This window comes from Nocardia sp. NPDC003963, from assembly GCF_053605105.1.
In genome coordinates this window covers 148,517-165,256 of the sequence record NZ_JBSGIP010000003.1, presented here as the reverse complement: position 1 = coordinate 165,256, position 16,740 = coordinate 148,517, and the positions used below count along the sequence as shown (strand labels likewise).

Sequence of the window (16,740 nt, the reverse complement as noted above, 5' to 3'; positions counted from 1 at the left end):
CGAGCCGCGGTAGCGGGGGTATGGATCGTGGTATCAGGGCACCGGCAGTTTCAGGACCCGGTTGTCGTGGGGGTTGGTGACGTAGAGGCTGCGCGACTCATCGATCGCGATGCCCACCGGTTTGTTGAGACCGGTCAAGGGCACGGTCTCGGTAAAGGACGATCCAGCGGGAAGTTTCACCGCGCGGTTGTTCGAACTGAGGACGTAGAGAGTGTCGGCCGCGTCGACGGCCAGGCCGTACGGCTTGTCGATGTCCTGGAACGGCAACGTCGTGGGTGCGGTCGAGCCGACGGGCAACGCGAGCACACGATCGCGGCCGGCTTCCGCCGCGTACACGGTGCCCGCGGAGTCGACGGCGACACCGGTGGCGTGGTCGAGCTCCGGGAACGGCAGTGCGGTCGCGTTCGTCGAGCCGGACGGCAACTTCCAGATCTGTCCGGTGTCGTTGTCGGAGACGTGAACGTCGCCTGTCGTGCCGACGGCCAGACCGGCCGGGTTTCCCAGGCGAGGGAACGGCAATACGGTCGGGGTCGCCGATTCCGGCCTCAGCTCGAGCACGTAATGCCGCTCGCTGTCGGCGATGTAGAGGTTGTCGGCTCGGTCGACGGCCAGGGCGAGCGCGAGCCCGAGGTCGGGAATCGGGATCTCCTCCGGTGTGGTCGCGTCTTTCCTCAGTCGCCAGAGTCGGCCGGCGGTGGAGTTCTCCGCGGTGGGGTCGGCGAGGTTCTGGAACGGCAGGCCGGCCACGTAGACGGTTCCGGAGTGGTCGACGGCGATGCCGGCGGGATAGGCCACGTCCGGGAACGGAAGCACCGTCGCGTTGGTGCGCATGAGCGTGGCGAGGCGCTCGTGCGCGTGGTACCCGAGCACAGCGCCGGTCGACAGCACCACGGTCATGGCGGTGACGAGTACGAGTGCGGCTTTCGCGCGGTCGTGGTGAGCGGTGCGGTGGATGCCGGCGGCGAGTCGGTCCTGCAACAGGGCATGCCGGAATTGGTAGACGCTGCCGACTTGGCGCAGCATTCCGCGGTGGTGCGCGTCGCGGTAGAAGGCCATATCCCGCAGCGGCATCCGCCCGGCCGCCCACAACCAGGTCGACGCGATCGTGTGGCGGCCGGAGGCGGTGAGGAAGTAGGACATCACGAAGAGTCCGGCCGCGAACACACCGATGTACTCGGCGCCCAGGGTCGTACTCGGGTTGATCGCGGTGTGCAGCCAGGTCGCGGCACCGGCGGCGACGGCGTAAGCGAGGCTGTAGAGCACGGCCGCTCTCCGGTCCAGCTGTAACGACGCCGATGGTCCGATCGGCCGGTCGAGTGCAACAGGCCGATCCAGGGCGACCGCGAGGACGGCGACGGCGGTACCGAAGAGCAGACCGACGACCACGCAGTACCACGTCTCTTCGCCGACATCGGTGAAGTCGAGTGCGAACGAGAGCGTCGCCGCTCCGATGGCCCCGGCGATCGTGGTGACGGTGAGCAGGCGAAGGATCCGGCCGCGCAGTCGCAATTGCAGCGTCATCGGCCGGGACTCCCAGGGTAGGAATCCCACGATCACCGCCGGTCCGAGAGCGAATTGGACGCTGTCGGTCACCTTGATCCGCACCGATTCCCATCCGCCCTGTCCGATACCGAACAGGTCCCGTACCGCCGGGAGCAACGCCGCGCCCGCGAGTGCGCCGATCATGGTGACGGTGATCGCGGCGAAGATCCGCAGTCGGTGTTCCGGCGTCCGCTCCGGTCCCGCGGCGAAGACCGGTCGCAGGAGCCGGCGACCGGCCTGTACCGCGATCGCCGAGCTGATTCCTGCGAGCAGCCCGACGATCAGCCACTCCCGGACCGCGACGAGAAGTCCGTGGCGAAATGTGTCGTGCTCGAACAGAACCTGCTCGACGAAGGCGCCGACTGCGACTGTCGGTCCGAAGACGATCGCGACGACCGCGGTGATACGCGCCGTGCGGATGAGTCGCGTGCGGAGATCGTTCCGTGGCTCCGCCACTTCGGGGACACGTAAGAAGCTTGCGACGAGCCCGAGCAGCAGATACATCGGTGTCACCGCGATGGCATTGTCGATGGCGTTGTGCAGTGTCGTATTGACCTCGCTGGTTCCCGCCCGGTAGGTCAGTGCGCCGGTGATGAGCGCGATACCGGCTCCGAGGGTTGTGATCACGGTGAAACGCCCTGCTCGGCGGCGGAAACTCGGCGTGGCGCGATCGAGCGATACCGGATCCAGGAAGCCGACGATGACAGCCGCGAGGAACCCGAGCCGCACCGCGTGCTCGACGCCGTCTCCCCAACTCACCGCCGAGAAGTCACGGGTCGCGAACGCCGCCACCGCTGCCACCGCCGCCACGGCTGTTCCGACGATGATCCCGGAGACCACACGAAACATCGGTGAGGGGATGGCCAGGTGCTGCTCCCACCACGCGAGGTCTCGATCACCGCATTGCCCGAGAGCGCCGGCCAGAAACCGCATCCGGCGTTCGGCGTCGGCCGCGCCGTCGCCGTCGCTCCCTGTGGGCGTGGGTTCTGCCTCGTAGCTGGCGGGGATCAACTGGTCGAGGAGATGGGCTTCGATGGTCGCGGGGGTATCGAAGGTGACGGTATCGAGCAATTCACCGGGGTCGGCGCGCCTGTCGCTGTAGGCCGTCCGGGCCAAGGAGGCCATGAACGGCGTCGACAACACCGAGACCAGCCGATCCCGCGGGTGCGTGTGCAGGTGCGTGAAAACCGGATCCCACTTGTCCGCTCCGCGCCCGGGTGCGGTGGTGATCCGCAGATAGGATACGACTTCCTCGAGATCGAGCGGGGTCAGCTCGATCACCGCCGCGGCGGTCACGACGTCACCGGCGGCGTCGATCGCCGCCTCGTATTCCGCCGACCGGCAGGTCAACAACAGCGGGTCATCGGCGGCCAGGGTGCGATTGACCGCCGTGATCACTTCGCGGCGAACCTGTTCGGGGGCTTCGTCGAGCCCATCGAGCACCGGCCAGATCCGGCCCCGGGCCACCAGATCGTGCGCCACGGTGTGCCCAGTGGCGGTGCGGCCGCCGAGCAGTGGATAGTCCACGCACAATCGTGTCTCCATCCACGCCGTCAGACGCGCGGTGCGTGGGTTCCACGACGCGACCGGAAACAACACAGGGACTGGATCCCCGGCACTCCGACGGCGCACCGCGGAGAGGACGAAGTGCATCGCCAGCACAGATTTGCCGGCGCCCGGTTCGCCCAACACCACCAACCGCCGGGAGGGGATCCGCTCGAACACCTCGACGATCTCCTCGAGGCGCCCGCCGAGTTCGATCGGGGCGTCGCCGCCCTCGATACCCCGGATCGCTTCCCAGTAGTCCATCACCCCGTCACGGCGACACCTCTCCCAGCGCAGGGGCAGCGGCCGCGGGTCGGCCAGCCGCCGCAATTTCTCCTCGCTCTGCCACTGGTCACGCACTGCCGCGGCCAACGCCTCCAGCGCGGCGTCGGCGTCGACTGCCGACGCTTGCCGCCACGGCCACCTCGCGACTACCGCACTGAACACGCCGATGAGCGCGGTGGTCAGGCCCGCGACTTTGCCGAGGGTTTCCCAGCCGGAGGCGAACCAGACCCACACGAGAAGCCCGGCCACTCCGGCCAGGGCAACCCCGACCGGTGGCCGTCGCAACCATGCAGTGAGCACAGGATCATCGTTTCTCGAATGACCGTCGCCGTATCCGGCACCGGCTTCGGTTCGGAAGCCGGTCGGCAGACGACGGTGTTGTCGGCAACTTCTTCACCACCGGATATCGGTGGGCGCATCCAGCGGTTGCCGCTGCTCGATCGCTTCCGGCGCCGTGAATGTCCCGGCCTCGCGGAGCTCCTCGTCGAAGCGCACCCGCGTTCGGGTCTCGATCTCGGCGATCGCGACCTGGTAGACGCGGAACTCGTCGAGTTCGAGCGCTTCGAGCTGGTTCAGGTTCTGCGTCAGCAGGAACCCGCGCGCCTTCAGTTCGCCGTTCTCGACGAACGCCAGAATCTTGAAGAATTCGCGCGGCACCCGGATATCGCGGTAGAGGCGGTCGTCCTCCCGGAACACCGGCCCCCCGAACACGCTGACCCGTAAGTCCTCGATATCGACGTCTGCGAACACGGCATCCTCGAGTTGTCCCCATACCCCGTTGCGTCTGCTCTGGTTGAAGTCGTCCATCTGCGGAGTGATATTGGTGAAGAAGAACGAATCGGTATTCGCGCGCTGCGCTTCCGGTAGTGTGGCCCACAGCAGGTCGGCGCGCCGAGCGATATGCCCGCGGTCGACGCGGTTGGCACGATAGAGCTCGTTACCGACCTGGAATTCGGCCGGTATCCGTGGATCCTCGACGAATTCGATTCCGGAGCGGTTGATCCGCTTCAGCGAGCCGCCGTCGATATTCCACCCCACCCAGCGCGCGAAGCGTCGCGATTTGCTCAGCACCAGCGAGAAATGGGTGTACGGGATGATCTCGGACCCGTCGAGGACGAACAGGTCGTCGTGTACGGCGGGGTCGACGGTGGGGGTTCCGATCCGGGTGGTGAGGAAGTTCGGATCGTATCCGGTTCGGACCGCCCCGACCGCGGCGGTCGGATACTGCTGCAGCACATGCCGATCGCTCGACACCGGTGGAGTGCCGTCGTACTCGTCGTACACGATGGAACCGATCGTGCCGGCGCTGAGCTCGGTATCGGCGACGCTTGTGCCGGGGGCGACCGGATCGAGGCGCACCTCGGACCGGGGTGATGTCGCTTCGCCGACCACCCGGAACGACGGCTCGTGGCCGCGCTGCAGGACGTCAGTGGTTATCGTCAGCCCCTCCACCTCGATCGACTTCGGGATCCGGGTGGTTTCGAGCGCTTCGAGGGCATCGGGCCCGACCTCGGCGTCGACGGTGAACTGCAGCGAGATATCACCGGTCGGGTTCCCGTCGGTGATCTTGTAGCCCACGCCGATCGATGAGATGTTCGGATCATTCAGGAACTCGACGCCCTCGGCGCGGATGTATCTGTGCAGGGCGGCCGACAACATATCGTTGTCGCGGGGTGACGGTTGGGTGACACCGTTCTCGGTTGCCATAACGGTTCCTTTGCGACGTCCGGGTTCGGCAGAACTCCGTTCGGACCGCGGTCGGGTCGGTCGGAAGCCGGTCGAAATCCGGCTACGGCCGGCCCGGTCGCACCAGGCGCTGCTGCCCCGCAACTCGGATCGGAACAGAAGTTCCTGGGCGATGAGGTCGGGCACGACGTCAACCCTCGGGGACGGTCGACGTGAAATATCGCCCGCGCTCCCCCGGGAACGACGCCGGGTCGTATCCGCCGCCGAGAAGAACCTTCCTGGGAAAGGCGCGTATCCGTTGGTTCTTGCGCAACTCGATGTTTCCACGACGGGACCGGTCGGTCGCGAGTAGCGAGATACCCGAACCGGGCCACGGACCTACCCGCGTGCCCGGTCCTCGGCCCCGGGGCGCATATGTGCCGGTCGTCGATACGATTCATGCCGATGCATTCGCTGGGCCGACAACAGACCCCGTAACCGCCGACGGACCGAAGGCGAACCCGGTTGGTCGGGTGACAGCGGCGACTCTCGTCGGGCTGTACGGGTAGGTTCGGGTGGTGCCCAGTGATCTGATCGTCCACCTGTCGCGCCTGTCGGACCTCCGGGCACCCGGTGGGGCCATTTCGGGTGCATCGATGGCGACCGAAGGTTTCGTCCGGTGCGCGCCGGACGAGGCGACAATGCTGGAGATGGCGAACACGTCCTATCGAGACGAGAGCGAGCCCATGGTCGCGCTGATACTCGATCCGGCGAAGATCGGCGCACCGGTGCGTTTCGAAGGTGCGAGCTCCGCGGCGGCGGGTAGCGAGAAGCTCCTGTTCCCGTCTGTACACGGGCCGATCGATCGCGCCGCGATCACCGGAATTCGCTACGCGCGCAGGGATGTCAGCGGCACCTATATCAGCCTCGACCGCCGCTCGCCGCTGGTCGAATCCCTCGATCTGCTGCCGCATGTCGAGGGCGGATGGTTCCGCGAAACCTGGCGCAGTGCGCACTCGTTCACTCCCGCGGGCTATTCGGGGGCACGGGCCGCGGGGACGGCGATCTACTACGTGCTGGGTTCCGGCGAGCGATCCGTATGGCATCGGGTGCGGTCCGACGAACTGTGGCTGTGGCACACCGGCCTCCCCCTCGGCCTGACACTCGGCGGCGACGGTCCGCGGCCCGACCCCTGCGAACGCCACGTTCTCGGCGGTGACGTGCTCGATGGCCAGCAGCCGCAATTGCTCGTCCCCGCTGGTTCGTGGCAGTGCGCGGAACCGCTGGCGGGGGCTGCGGACGAGGTGCTCGTCAGCTGTGTGGTCTCGCCGGGCTTCGATTTCGCCGATTTCGATCCGACGGACTCGGCGTCGTGATCCCCCGCGCCGGGGTCACCGAGCTGTAGAACGTTTGCGATCAGCCGGAGAGTCGATCCGTCGTCCGGATGCGGCGCTGCGGCAGCCGGTTTGCGTCTCGTGGCCGACGAACGGGTTCAGTCGGCCGCGCGGGAGAGCAATTCGTCCGCGGCGGTGAGCCCGGCGTCGAGTGCTTCGACGATCCGGTCCAGTTCGGCGTGGGTGATGATCAGTGGAGGAGCGATGAACAGGGAACCCGCCTCGTCACTGGTCCCGATCTGGACACCGTGGGACCGGGCCACGGCGACCACATGATCCGCAGGCTGTGGGAGGCCGGTATCCGAGAACCACCTGTGCCAGTCGGGTCCACGGAGTTCCACCGTCCAGTGCAGGCCCTGTCCGGCGATCCGTGCCACGCACGGGTGCCGGTCGGCGAGTTCGACCAGTGCGCCCGCGAGCCGGCGCCCGCCCGCCGCGGCGCGGTCTACGAGCCCATCCGTGTGCACTACCCGCAGGTGGGCGCGTACGGCGTGGATCATCAGGGGATGTGCGCGAAATGTGCTGTAGTTCTGCCATTTCGCCGCTCGCAGCAGATCGAGCATTCGTTTCGACAGCACTACGGCACCGGCCGGTGCGGCGCCACCGGCGAGGGGCTTACCCATGGTGACCAGATCCGGTCGGCTCGGCGCGCCCTGGAATGCGAACCAGCTGCCGGACCGCCCCAGTCCGGTGACCACCTCGTCGGCGATCCACAGACAATCGGCGGCACGTGCCGCGTCCGCCACCCGCTGCTGGTATTCCGCGTCGTAGTAGCGCCCGCCCTGGGTGTAGTCGATGATGACCGCCGCGGCGCCCGGAAACGCTCCCGCCAGTTCCGGCTCGTCCGGTTGCCGCGGCGCGGTGGTGCCGGCGGCCCGCCAGAGACCGCCGTCGGGTCCCGCGATGGTCCTGACCTCGGTGGTCCGGGCGGGTGCGCGCACACCACCGTCGAGCAGGGAGAGGCCACCGTGCCACTGCGGCTGCAGGGTGACATCGCGGGAGAGGCCGACCAGACCGTGGTAGGCCCGTTCCCGGGCGACGATCGGTACCCGCCCGGTGAGGGCCTGGGCGAAGGAGAGGGCGATATCGTTGACCTCGCTACCGCTGAGACCGAAGCGCACACCGCCGATCCACTCGGTTTCGCCGGCGAACGCGATATCGACCAATTCGTCGGCCGCCGCGTCACGTTCGGCCCACAGCTGTCCTTCACTCGCCACCGGGTAACGGGCCGCTTCGACGACGGCGGCCACCATCGCCGGATGCGCGTGCCCGAGTGGACCACCGGTATTGGACGCGTCGAGCAGGACCGTCCCGTCCGCGTACTCGAGGTACACCCCGCTGCCGCCCACCAGTGCCGGTGAACGGGCCGCGCCGGAATTACCTCCGGCCCGGATCAGATTCTTACCGCGACTCATTCCGTGCATGCTCATATCCTTTGTCGAGTTCTTTCCGCGTCGGCGTCCGCGCAGGGTCGCGGAACGGCCTGTCCGCCGCCGGGTCGGCGTGACCGGCCCGGTCGCGGCGGCCCCGGTGTCAGGGGCGGGTGACCACGAGTTCGCCGTCCGCCCGATCCGGGTCGACCCGGATCGTGACTCCGTAGTCGCGAGCGGCCGCGGCCGCGGTGATGTAGCCGTCGTCGAGGTCGCTCTGGATATCGGCCAGTGGCCGTTCGGCCGGGGCACCGTAGCCGCCGGCGCCCGCGCACTGGACCCGCAGTACCGATCCCGCGCGGACACTGATCGGCGGTGTCTTGCTGGACAGTTCGGTCACCGTCGCGTCGGGGGCGGTGAGCACGAATCGAGCCCGGGCACCCGCGGCGCCACCGGACAGACCGTAGGGGGCGCTGACATCCCGGTCCGAGACGATGGTGACGGTGACGTTCTCGGTGAACTCCAGTTCGCGGGTGATGCCGTTACCGCCGCGGTATTTCCCGGCGCCGCCACCGTCCACCGTCAACCCGTAGCCGACGATGCGCACCGGATGCGCGCGTTCGAGCAGTTCGTTGGGGGTGTTGCCGGTATTGCCGATACTGGTCCGCCGGGCGTGTGATCCGTCCGCGCCGGCGTTCCCACCCTGACCCGCCCCGTGTACCTCGTACATGATGGTGTCGTCGACGGTGTCCTCCCGCCCGACGAGCAGGACCGTGGCACTACCCGTACCCGCCGCCGGCACCCGGGCGGGGACGGCCTGTGCCAGACATCCGAGCACCACATCGGCGATCCGCGAGGACGTTTCGTGATTACCCGAGACCACGGGCGCGGGTTCGCCGGGATTGACGATGGAACCGGGCGGCGCCACGATGGTGACCGGCCGATAGGAGCCGGAATTCGAGGCGCTGCCGGGTTCGGCGATCGCCTTCAGCGCGAACAGCGTCGCCGAATGGGTCACGCCGAGTGGACTGTTCATTCCGCCCCGCGATTGCGGGGCGGAGCCGGTGAAATCGATGGTCACCTCGTCGTGCGCGACGGTGAGCGTGCCCTTGATCGGAATCGGCCCGGGATCGAAGCTGTCACCGTCGCAGACGTCCTCGAATACGTAGGTGCCGTCGGGGATCTCGACGAACGCGGCCCGGGCCCGCTGTTCACTGATATCGAGGACCTGGGCCATCGCCGCTTCGACCGTATCCGTGCCGTACCGCTCGCAGTAGTCGAGCAGCCTGCGTTCGGCGGCGACGCATCCGGCGTACTGGGATCGCATATCGCCCAGCCGTTCCGCGGGGTTGCGGACATTTGCGGTGATGATGTCGAAGATCTCGGTACTGGGTTCACCCGCCCGGTAGAGCTTCACGGGTGGGATCCGCAATCCTTCGCCGTGGATATCCCGGGCGAGGGTGTAGTAGCTGCCGGGTGTCGGCCCGCCGATATCGACATAGTGGCCGCGAACGGCGGCGAAGCCGATGATCCGGTGCTCGGCGAAGATCGGCTTGGCCATGAAGAAATCCGGCATGTGATTGTTGCCCTGGTAAGGGTCGTTCTGCAGGAGCACATCGCCCGGCCGGATCGTTTCGGCGGGAATCCGGTCCAGGATGCCGCGCAGCGACATCGCCATACTCGCGAGGTGGATCGGTATATCGCCGACGCCCTGCACGACGATTTCACCGGCGGGGTCGAGCAGGCCGCACGAGAGATCACCGGCCTCTCGCCAGAGGTTGGAGTAGGCGGTGCGCAGGACGACGGCCTTCATCTCGGCCACCGCGGTGCGGAGACCCGAATCGAGCACCGACAGGGTGATCGGGTCGAGGCGGGTGGGTTGCTGCGTGGTGGTCATACCTGGCCCTTCAGATCGATCAGAAGATTGCCGTAGCCGTCCACGCGGGTCACCGATCCCGGGGGCACGACAACGGTCGTATCGGCCGAATCGACGACGGCCGCGGCGTCGAAGAAATCGCCGGGGCGCAGCTGTTCGCGCAGATAACGGGGGACAGTGAGAGTTTCGGTCGCCGAAACGATCAGCTCCCGTGTTCCGGTGGCCGCGGCCGGCGCCGGCGTGGTGATATCGCTCGCCGGGAGCGAGCGGTCGCCGAGCAGGCCGACTCCGGCGACGCGGGCGACGGCGGTGTCGATCGGTTCGTGGTCGACCCGGAATCCGTTGGCCTTCTCGTGCATTGCGTGGAAACATTCGGCGACCGTCGCGGTCCACCCGGGCCGGGACGGATCACCCACCGGCACGGTGATCGCCGTGTTCTGTCCCGCGTAGTGCAGATCGAGTTCGAGTACGAGCGAGCGACCCTCGTCGGGCACGCCCTCGGCGGCCAGATCCGCCGCGGCCTGCCGGGACAAGGTGGCGAAGACCTCGGCGAGGGGCGCTTCCACCGCGGGCCCGAGCCGATTCGGGAAGCTCGTGGCGTGGTTGTGCACTACATCGGAGACGACCAGCCCCACCGCGGACAGGACCCCCGCCACCGGCGGGATGATCACGGTGGGGATGGCGAGTTCGCGCGCGATATCGGCGGCGTGCATCGGGCCCGCACCGCCGAAGGCGTTCATCGCGAAGGTGCGGGGATCGTGGCCCTTGCCGACACTCATCGCGCGGACCGCGCCCGCCATGGCCGCCGTGCTGATCCGCCGGATGCCGAGAGCGGTCTCGACGCCGGACAGTCCGAGTTCGCGTCCGAGTCGTTCGCAGGCGGTGAGCGCCGCGGCCCGGTCGATCACCACATCGTCGCCGAGTACCGTGCCGTCGGCGAGGATCCCGAGCACGATATTGGCATCGGTGACCGTCGGCTGCTCGCCGCCACGTCCATAGGCGGCGGGTCCGGGAAACGCCCCGGCGCTGGCGGGCCCGACCTGGAACTGCCCACCGGAATCGATATGCGCGATACTGCCGCCGCCGGTGCCGATGGTCTCGATATCGACGGTCGGTATCTGAACGGGTAGGTCCAGTGCGGAGGAGGTCGTCGTCAGCGGGATCTCGTGATCGGAGACCAGGCAGACGTCGAAACTGGTGCCGCCCATATCGACGGTGACGATATTGCGCAGTCCGGTCTGCCGGGAGATCAGCCGGCTGGCCACGACCCCACCGCTCGGCCCCGACAGCAGGAGATTGACCGGTGTCCGCGCGGCCCGGTCGGGAGCGGTCACGCCGCCGTTGGACTGCATGATCCAGGTCCGGATCCGGGGGTGCCGATCCTGCACCCGCGCACCGAGTTCGGCGAGGTAGGGCGCGCAAACGGGTTTCAGGTAGGCGTTGAGCACGGTGGTCGATGTCCGTTCGTACTCTCGCACCTGTGGCATGACATCGCAGGACAGGGAGATCGCGAGCTCCGGTGCCACCTCGTGGACGAGTTCGGCGGCGCGGCGTTCGTGGGCATCGTTGAGGTAGGAGTACAGGAAACAGACGGCGATACTGGTGATTCCGCGGGCGGTGATCGTGCGGACCGCGGACCGGACAGCGTCCGCGTCGAGCGGGGTCACCACCGTACCGGTGTGGTCGACGCGTTCGGCGACTTCGAAACGGTCCCGGCGGGCCACCAGCGGCGCGGGGCCGGTATCGAGCAGGTCGTACAGGCTGTGCGCGGGCCGGGTGAGGCGGCCGATCTCGAGGATATCGCGAAACCCGTGGGTGGTGAGCAGCGCGATGCGCGGGCCGTTGCGTTCCAGACTCAGATTCGTCCCGATGGTCGTGCCGTGCACGAGGTCCCGGATATCACCGCGCGCCCGCTCCGGCGCCAGTTCGATCACCCGGGCCGCGGCGGCGAGGACCGCGGCCGCGGGGTCACCGCTGCGGGAGCTCACTTTGGCGCTGCTGACGAGCCCGGTCTCCTCGTCCCAGAGAACCGCGTCGGTGAATGTTCCGCCCGCGTCGATACCGATGCGCTTCACGTCGTACCCTTCGTCCGAATCGCCGAGATTCCATCTGATAGAAAGAGAATCTGTACTATGGAAATAGATTAGGTGCTGAGTTTGCCGGTGGTCAACTGGAAGGGGAGGTTCCGGTGTAATAAGTTCTTGTTCTGCGGAAAACTTTCCCACTGAACGAACGCCTGGATTCGCTGAACAACCAGCTCGGCGACCGGACCCGATACCACCCGCCGAGCACGAGGAGGAACATGCCACCCGCCGAATCGCAGGGAATGCTGTCGAAGGGGCTCGTCCTGCTCCAGACCCTGGGGGAGCATCCACGCGGCGCGACGGCCACCGATATAGCCCGTTCCACGGCACTGGCCGTCAGCACGGTGCACCGGCTGCTGCATACGATGGCCGAACACGGTTTCGTCAGTTTCGATCCCTCGGACAAGACCTACCGTCTCGGTGTCCGCGTTTTCGAACTGGCCACCAAGGTCTCCGGTGTGCTCTCCATAGCCGAAACGGCCCGGCCCCTGATGCGCGAACTGCGCCACCGGACGGGGGAGACGGTCCAGCTGTCGGTGCTGAGCAACAGCCGGGCACTGTTCATCGAGAAGATCGGCACCGAGCACGCGGTCGGTATCCGCGGGTCGGTAGGGGAGAGCGAACCCCTCTACGCGACCTCGACCGGGAAGGTGCTGCTCGGCCAACTCGATCCCGAGCGGCTGGCGGCGGTGCTCGCGGAGATCACCCTGGACGCGTGGACCGCGAACACGGTGACCGACCGGGCGCGGCTGACCGCCGAACTGGATCGGGTGCGCGCGGACGATTTCGCCACCGCGAACGAGGAGTTCGATCCGGGGGTCCGGGCGATCGCTGTACCGGTGCGCAACGGTCGCGCGGAAACCATGGCGGCGCTGTGTATCTCCGCACCGGTGTTCCGCGTATCCCAGGACCGTATGCTCGGCTGGCTGCCCGAACTACGCGAGACGGCCGCGGCGATCGGTGTCCGGCTACCGATGAGCGCGCCGCTGTTCTGATCCGGCCGGCCCGGACGGATGTGATACCCGGCCGGGACCGCCGGAGTGGCCGGGTCAGGGACTCCACCTCGTGACCCGGCCGACCAGTACCCCGACGAGTTTCATGGTGGCCAGCGCGAGCGCCGAGAACACGACGGCGACGACGAACATCCGGTCGATCAGCGAGAAGCGCAGCGTATCGCTGAGCATCCAGCCCAGCCCGGATTGCAGACCGTACATCTCCGAGGCCAGCACGCTCGTCCAGGCGACGAGTCCGGCGAACATCAGCGGCCCGCGTAGTTCGGGCAGGATCGCGGGAAGTACCACCCGGGTGTACAGCGACCGGTTCGACAGGCCCAGCGTCCGCGGATACTCGGTGAGTTCCGGCGCCAGATTCGCCACCGCGTTGACCACCGCGATCAGCACGATGAACGCGGCGGCGAAAACGATGAACACCACACTGGCGGTGGAGGTCGCACCGAACCACAGGGTGAACAGCGGCGCCATCGCGAGCGCGGGCAGCATCCGCATCAACTCGGCCACCCCGGACACCCCGAGCCGGACCGGCCGCACCGCCGCGACCAACAGGCCCAGGACCATACCGAGCGCGACAGCGAGCGCCAGTCCGGCGGTCACCCGCCCGGTGGTGATCAGGCCGTTGTAGACCAGGGCGGCGGTGGCGGAGACGGGATCACCGTCACCCGCCCCGCTGACACCGAGCCCGCCCGTGTAGTAATGGCCGAGCCCGGTGAAACCCTCGCGCGCGATGGTCACCAGCGAAGGCAGTACCCGATCGGCCTGGGCGTCGGTCGCCGCCGCCAGCCGGGCCGCGATTTCCCAGATCGCCAGTCCGGCGACCAGCCCGATCAGGATGCTGTATCCACTGGCCCGGGTGCGCAGCACCAGTCTCGGACGCCGGGTCGTCGCCGGTGTCGTACCCGCCGTCACGACTGCATCCTCGCCGGTGCCCGCAGCACCTCGAGCAGCCCGCGCCGGATCGCATCGGCCGCGGGATCCATCCGGAGTCCGTCGTCGCGGGGCCGGTCGAACGGCAGCTCGATATCCGCCCCGATCTTCCCGTCGGTCACCACCACGATCCGATCGGCGAGCAGTAGCGCCTCGTCCACATCGTGGGTCACGAAGACGATGGTCTTACGCGTCTCGACCCACAGCTCCAGCAGCGTGGTGTGCAGTGTCGCCCTGGTGAAATAGTCGAGTGAGCCGAACGGCTCGTCCATGAGCAGGATATCGGGATCGTTGGCGAAAACCGCGCCGATGGCGACCCGTTTCCGCATACCACCGGAGAGCTCTTTCGGCCAGGCGTTCTCCCGGCCGGTCAGGCCCACCGCCGAGATGAAATGCTCGACACGCGGCTTCCATTCGGACGCGGGGACCTTACGCATCCGCGGCCCGAACGATACGTTGTCGCGCACGCGCAACCACTGCGGAACAGCGTCCTGCTGGAATACCATGCCCAGATCGGCGGTGGGCCCGGTGACCTCGCGTCCAGCCGCTTTTATGGTTCCCGAGGTCGCCTCCTGGAGCCCGGCCATACACCGCAGCAGGGTGCTCTTTCCCTGTCCGGAAGGTCCCAGAATGCAGAGGAATTGACCGTCCGGGACTTCGAGGGACAATTCCTTCAACGGCGTCACCGCTGCGGCGCCCTTTCCGAAACGTACCGTGAGATCGGTGATATCGAAGGCCGGGGCCGTGCGGGTTCCGCCGCTCGCGGTCATTGTTCCTGTCGTCATCGTTTCCACTCCTGTCGTCACTGCCAGCGGGTGAGGATCCGGATACCCCGGCGCAATAGGAAGTCCAGCGCTATCGCCACGACACCCAGGGCGATCGATAGTCCGAGCACACCGGATACATCGCCCTGCCCGGCGCGGAGGGCGATCAACCGGCCGATTCCGATCTGCGAGCCGAGCAGTTCCACTGTCGCCTGTACCGCGATGGCGGTGGCCAAGGCGATGCGCAGTCCCGACAGCACCGCCGGTAGCGTGCCGGGCACCAGAACGTGCAGGAACCGGGCGCGCGCGTTCAAACCCTGTGTGGCCGCGTACTCCTCGGACGACGGCGGGAGCGCCGCCGCGGCGGACTGCGCGACCAGGCCGACCGATACGAAACAGTAGAAACCGACCAGCAGCACTTTGTTCAGATGCCCCTGCCCGAACCAGACCAGGAAGAACGGTGCCAGCACCAGCGCCGGAACAGCGCCGAAGACGAAGAACAACGGTTCGCAGGCATTGCGGATCCAGCGGACCCGGGAGCTGAGCAATCCGGTCGCGGCGCCGAGGACGCTGCCGGCCGCCCAGGCCACCACGGCCAGGCCGACCGTCCAGACGAGATTGATCGCCACGCCCGGTGATCGCACGCCGAGGTAGCGCAGCCCGGGATCGTCGGCGAAACTGCTCGTGAAGTCGATCCACACCCGCAGTGGTCCCGGCAGGATCGCCCGGGAGTCGACTCCCAGCGCGATCAGGTGCCAGGCGGTGAGGAATACGATCACCCCCAGCGCCCGCCAGCCGAGCGCGCTGCCCAGGCGCCGGCCGCGGCGGGCGCGGTCCCGGGGCCGGCGCTCCCCGGAACCGGATGCGTTCGCGGCGTCCAGGGGGGACGCGGTGGCCCGGTAGGTGGTCGTCATGACGCGTCGTTCGCGGCCGCGGCCAGGCGATAGGCGTCGAGATAGTTGCGGGCGTCGTACTGGGCTCGCGCCGCTCGCGTCAACTCGCTGTCCGGTGCGGCGGCCAGAGCGGTATCGGCTTTCGCGCGGTAGTCGGCGAGTGCTCGATAGATATGGCCGGCGATACTGAGCTGGTCGGCGCTGTGGTCCGCGCCGATCACCTGCTGGGCGGCGAGTTCGGCGATCTGCGCTCCCGCTACCTTCTGGAAATTGAACGTGTCGTCCCCGTCGTCGTAGAAGGCGGCGGCGGATTCGAAATCACGCAGGGCGTACAGGCCGTCGAAGGTGGCGGCGAGTTCTTCGGCGGTGAGCGAGGACCCGGTGTAGCTGTTGACGTAGCCCACGAAATCTTTCGCGGTTCCCACCGGATCCGCCTTCATATCGTCGATCAAGCGGTACACGACACTGGTGAAGCGCAGCAGCGTGTCCCAGTTCTGCTCCGCGTAGCCGGTCGTCGTCAGATATCCGGAGAACGTCGACCGCAGCGAAACCGTATCCGCGGCAGGCATATTGTCGATGACCTGCCGCAGATCGATCAACGGCTCCCAGCCGTCCATCTGCAATCGGACGATCTCGACCGCTCCGGTCGGCGAGACGAAATCCGCCTGACCGGACTGGGCGGCCCGGACGATATCGGGATTGCCGAGGTACTGCACGTTCCAGTCGGTCATCGAACCGCCCGCAGTACCGGTGATGAGGTTGTAGAAGGTAGGGGCCACGCCCTGGCGCAGGATGACGTCGTGACCCTTCACCTGGTCCAGCACGATCGCTACCGCCTCCTCGTAGGAGCGGCCCGATTCCATGACCTGGTCGAGGGTTTTGTATTTACCCGCCGGAGCGAGGATCCGGTAGCCGTAGAACACATCGCTGATCCCGAATCCCACCACATTGTCCACATTGTCGAGCTGCGGCGGGATCGCGGAAAGATACCCGGAGCCCAATTCGATCTGCTGGTTGATCAGCGGTGTCAATGATCCGATCAGATCTGTCTGCGCGCCGTGCGGGGCCGGATCGATGGAGATGCCGACCTGGTCGAAATAGCCTCGGGTGACACCGGCGATCCCGAGCAATTCGTCACCGTAGGGGGAGAACCCCGCTTTCACCGTGACCTCCGGGATCGTTTCGCCCGGGGTGGCCGTCACGGTGGGCGGGACGAACGCCGCGGCACCGCTCCCGGAATCGTCGAGTCCGGACGCACATGCGGTGAGCATCGACACCGTGGCCGCGGCGGCGACCAGCGCGCCGAGGCGACCACGTAAGAGCTTCTTCATCGTTCTCCTCTGTTGGGCGGTACTGCTTTTCCGGCGGCCGGCGGGACGCGT

General features: G+C 67.4%; 11 protein-coding genes. 2 read left to right on the top strand and 9 right to left on the bottom strand.

All coding sequences use genetic code 11. The features are described 5' to 3' along the window. Positions 1-33: 33 nt before the first annotated feature. Both ACWEWT_RS11410 and ACWEWT_RS11405 read right to left on the bottom strand, forming a co-directional pair. Complete coding sequence (locus tag ACWEWT_RS11410; protein ID WP_452558235.1) at positions 34-3,672, bottom strand: NACHT domain-containing protein; 3,639 nt, start codon at positions 3,670-3,672, stop codon at positions 34-36. Between the two features lie 93 nt (positions 3,673-3,765). Further along, positions 3,766-5,079 (bottom strand): DNA/RNA non-specific endonuclease, encoded by a 1,314-nt coding sequence (locus ACWEWT_RS11405; RefSeq protein ID WP_452558234.1) that lies wholly within the window; start codon positions 5,077-5,079, stop codon positions 3,766-3,768. A 533-nt stretch (positions 5,080-5,612) separates the two neighbouring features. Between ACWEWT_RS11405 and ACWEWT_RS11400 the strand changes: the two genes are divergently transcribed. After that, on the top strand, positions 5,613-6,413 hold the full coding sequence (locus ACWEWT_RS11400) for a cupin domain-containing protein (protein ID WP_452558233.1): 801 nt from the start codon (positions 5,613-5,615) through the stop codon (positions 6,411-6,413). A gap of 116 nt (positions 6,414-6,529) precedes the next feature. Here ACWEWT_RS11400 and ACWEWT_RS11395 read toward each other — a convergent pair whose 3' ends face one another. The 3 genes from ACWEWT_RS11395 to ACWEWT_RS11385 form a co-directional block, all read right to left on the bottom strand. After that, positions 6,530-7,855 carry an aminotransferase class III-fold pyridoxal phosphate-dependent enzyme gene (locus ACWEWT_RS11395; protein ID WP_452558232.1) on the bottom strand — a complete coding sequence of 442 codons (1,326 nt, stop codon included), beginning with the start codon at positions 7,853-7,855 and terminating at the stop codon, positions 6,530-6,532. A gap of 109 nt (positions 7,856-7,964) precedes the next feature. After that, positions 7,965-9,698, bottom strand: coding sequence for a hydantoinase B/oxoprolinase family protein (locus tag ACWEWT_RS11390; protein WP_452558231.1), 1,734 nt, complete (start codon positions 9,696-9,698; stop codon positions 7,965-7,967). Next, positions 9,695-11,752 carry a hydantoinase/oxoprolinase family protein gene (locus ACWEWT_RS11385; RefSeq protein WP_452558230.1) on the bottom strand — a complete coding sequence of 686 codons (2,058 nt, stop codon included), beginning with the start codon at positions 11,750-11,752 and terminating at the stop codon, positions 9,695-9,697. Before ACWEWT_RS11385 ends, ACWEWT_RS11390 begins: the two co-directional genes overlap by 4 nt. A gap of 227 nt (positions 11,753-11,979) precedes the next feature. On the opposite strand from ACWEWT_RS11385, the gene ACWEWT_RS11380 reads away from it, so the two are divergent. Beyond that, the gene (locus tag ACWEWT_RS11380) at positions 11,980-12,756 is read left to right on the top strand and encodes an IclR family transcriptional regulator (RefSeq protein ID WP_452558229.1); all 777 of its coding nucleotides are present in this window, start codon (positions 11,980-11,982) and stop codon (positions 12,754-12,756) included. 54 nt (positions 12,757-12,810) lie between these two features. On the opposite strand, the gene ACWEWT_RS11375 is transcribed toward ACWEWT_RS11380, so the two are convergent. From ACWEWT_RS11375 to ACWEWT_RS11360, 4 genes are read right to left on the bottom strand one after another with little or no spacing between them, the layout of a single operon-like run. Continuing rightward, on the bottom strand, positions 12,811-13,683 hold the full coding sequence (locus ACWEWT_RS11375; RefSeq protein ID WP_452558228.1) for an ABC transporter permease: 873 nt from the start codon (positions 13,681-13,683) through the stop codon (positions 12,811-12,813). Next, positions 13,680-14,486: an ABC transporter ATP-binding protein gene (locus ACWEWT_RS11370; protein WP_452558227.1), complete on the bottom strand. Its 807-nt coding sequence runs from the start codon at positions 14,484-14,486 to the stop codon at positions 13,680-13,682. The genes ACWEWT_RS11375 and ACWEWT_RS11370 overlap by 4 nt, the downstream gene beginning before the upstream one ends. A gap of 17 nt (positions 14,487-14,503) precedes the next feature. Beyond that, positions 14,504-15,379: an ABC transporter permease gene (locus tag ACWEWT_RS11365; protein WP_452558226.1), complete on the bottom strand. Its 876-nt coding sequence runs from the start codon at positions 15,377-15,379 to the stop codon at positions 14,504-14,506. Then, positions 15,376-16,689, bottom strand: a complete 1,314-nt coding sequence (locus ACWEWT_RS11360; RefSeq protein ID WP_452558225.1) for a hypothetical protein — start codon at positions 16,687-16,689, stop codon at positions 15,376-15,378. The genes ACWEWT_RS11365 and ACWEWT_RS11360 overlap by 4 nt, the downstream gene beginning before the upstream one ends. Between the last annotated feature and the right edge of the window lie 51 nt (positions 16,690-16,740).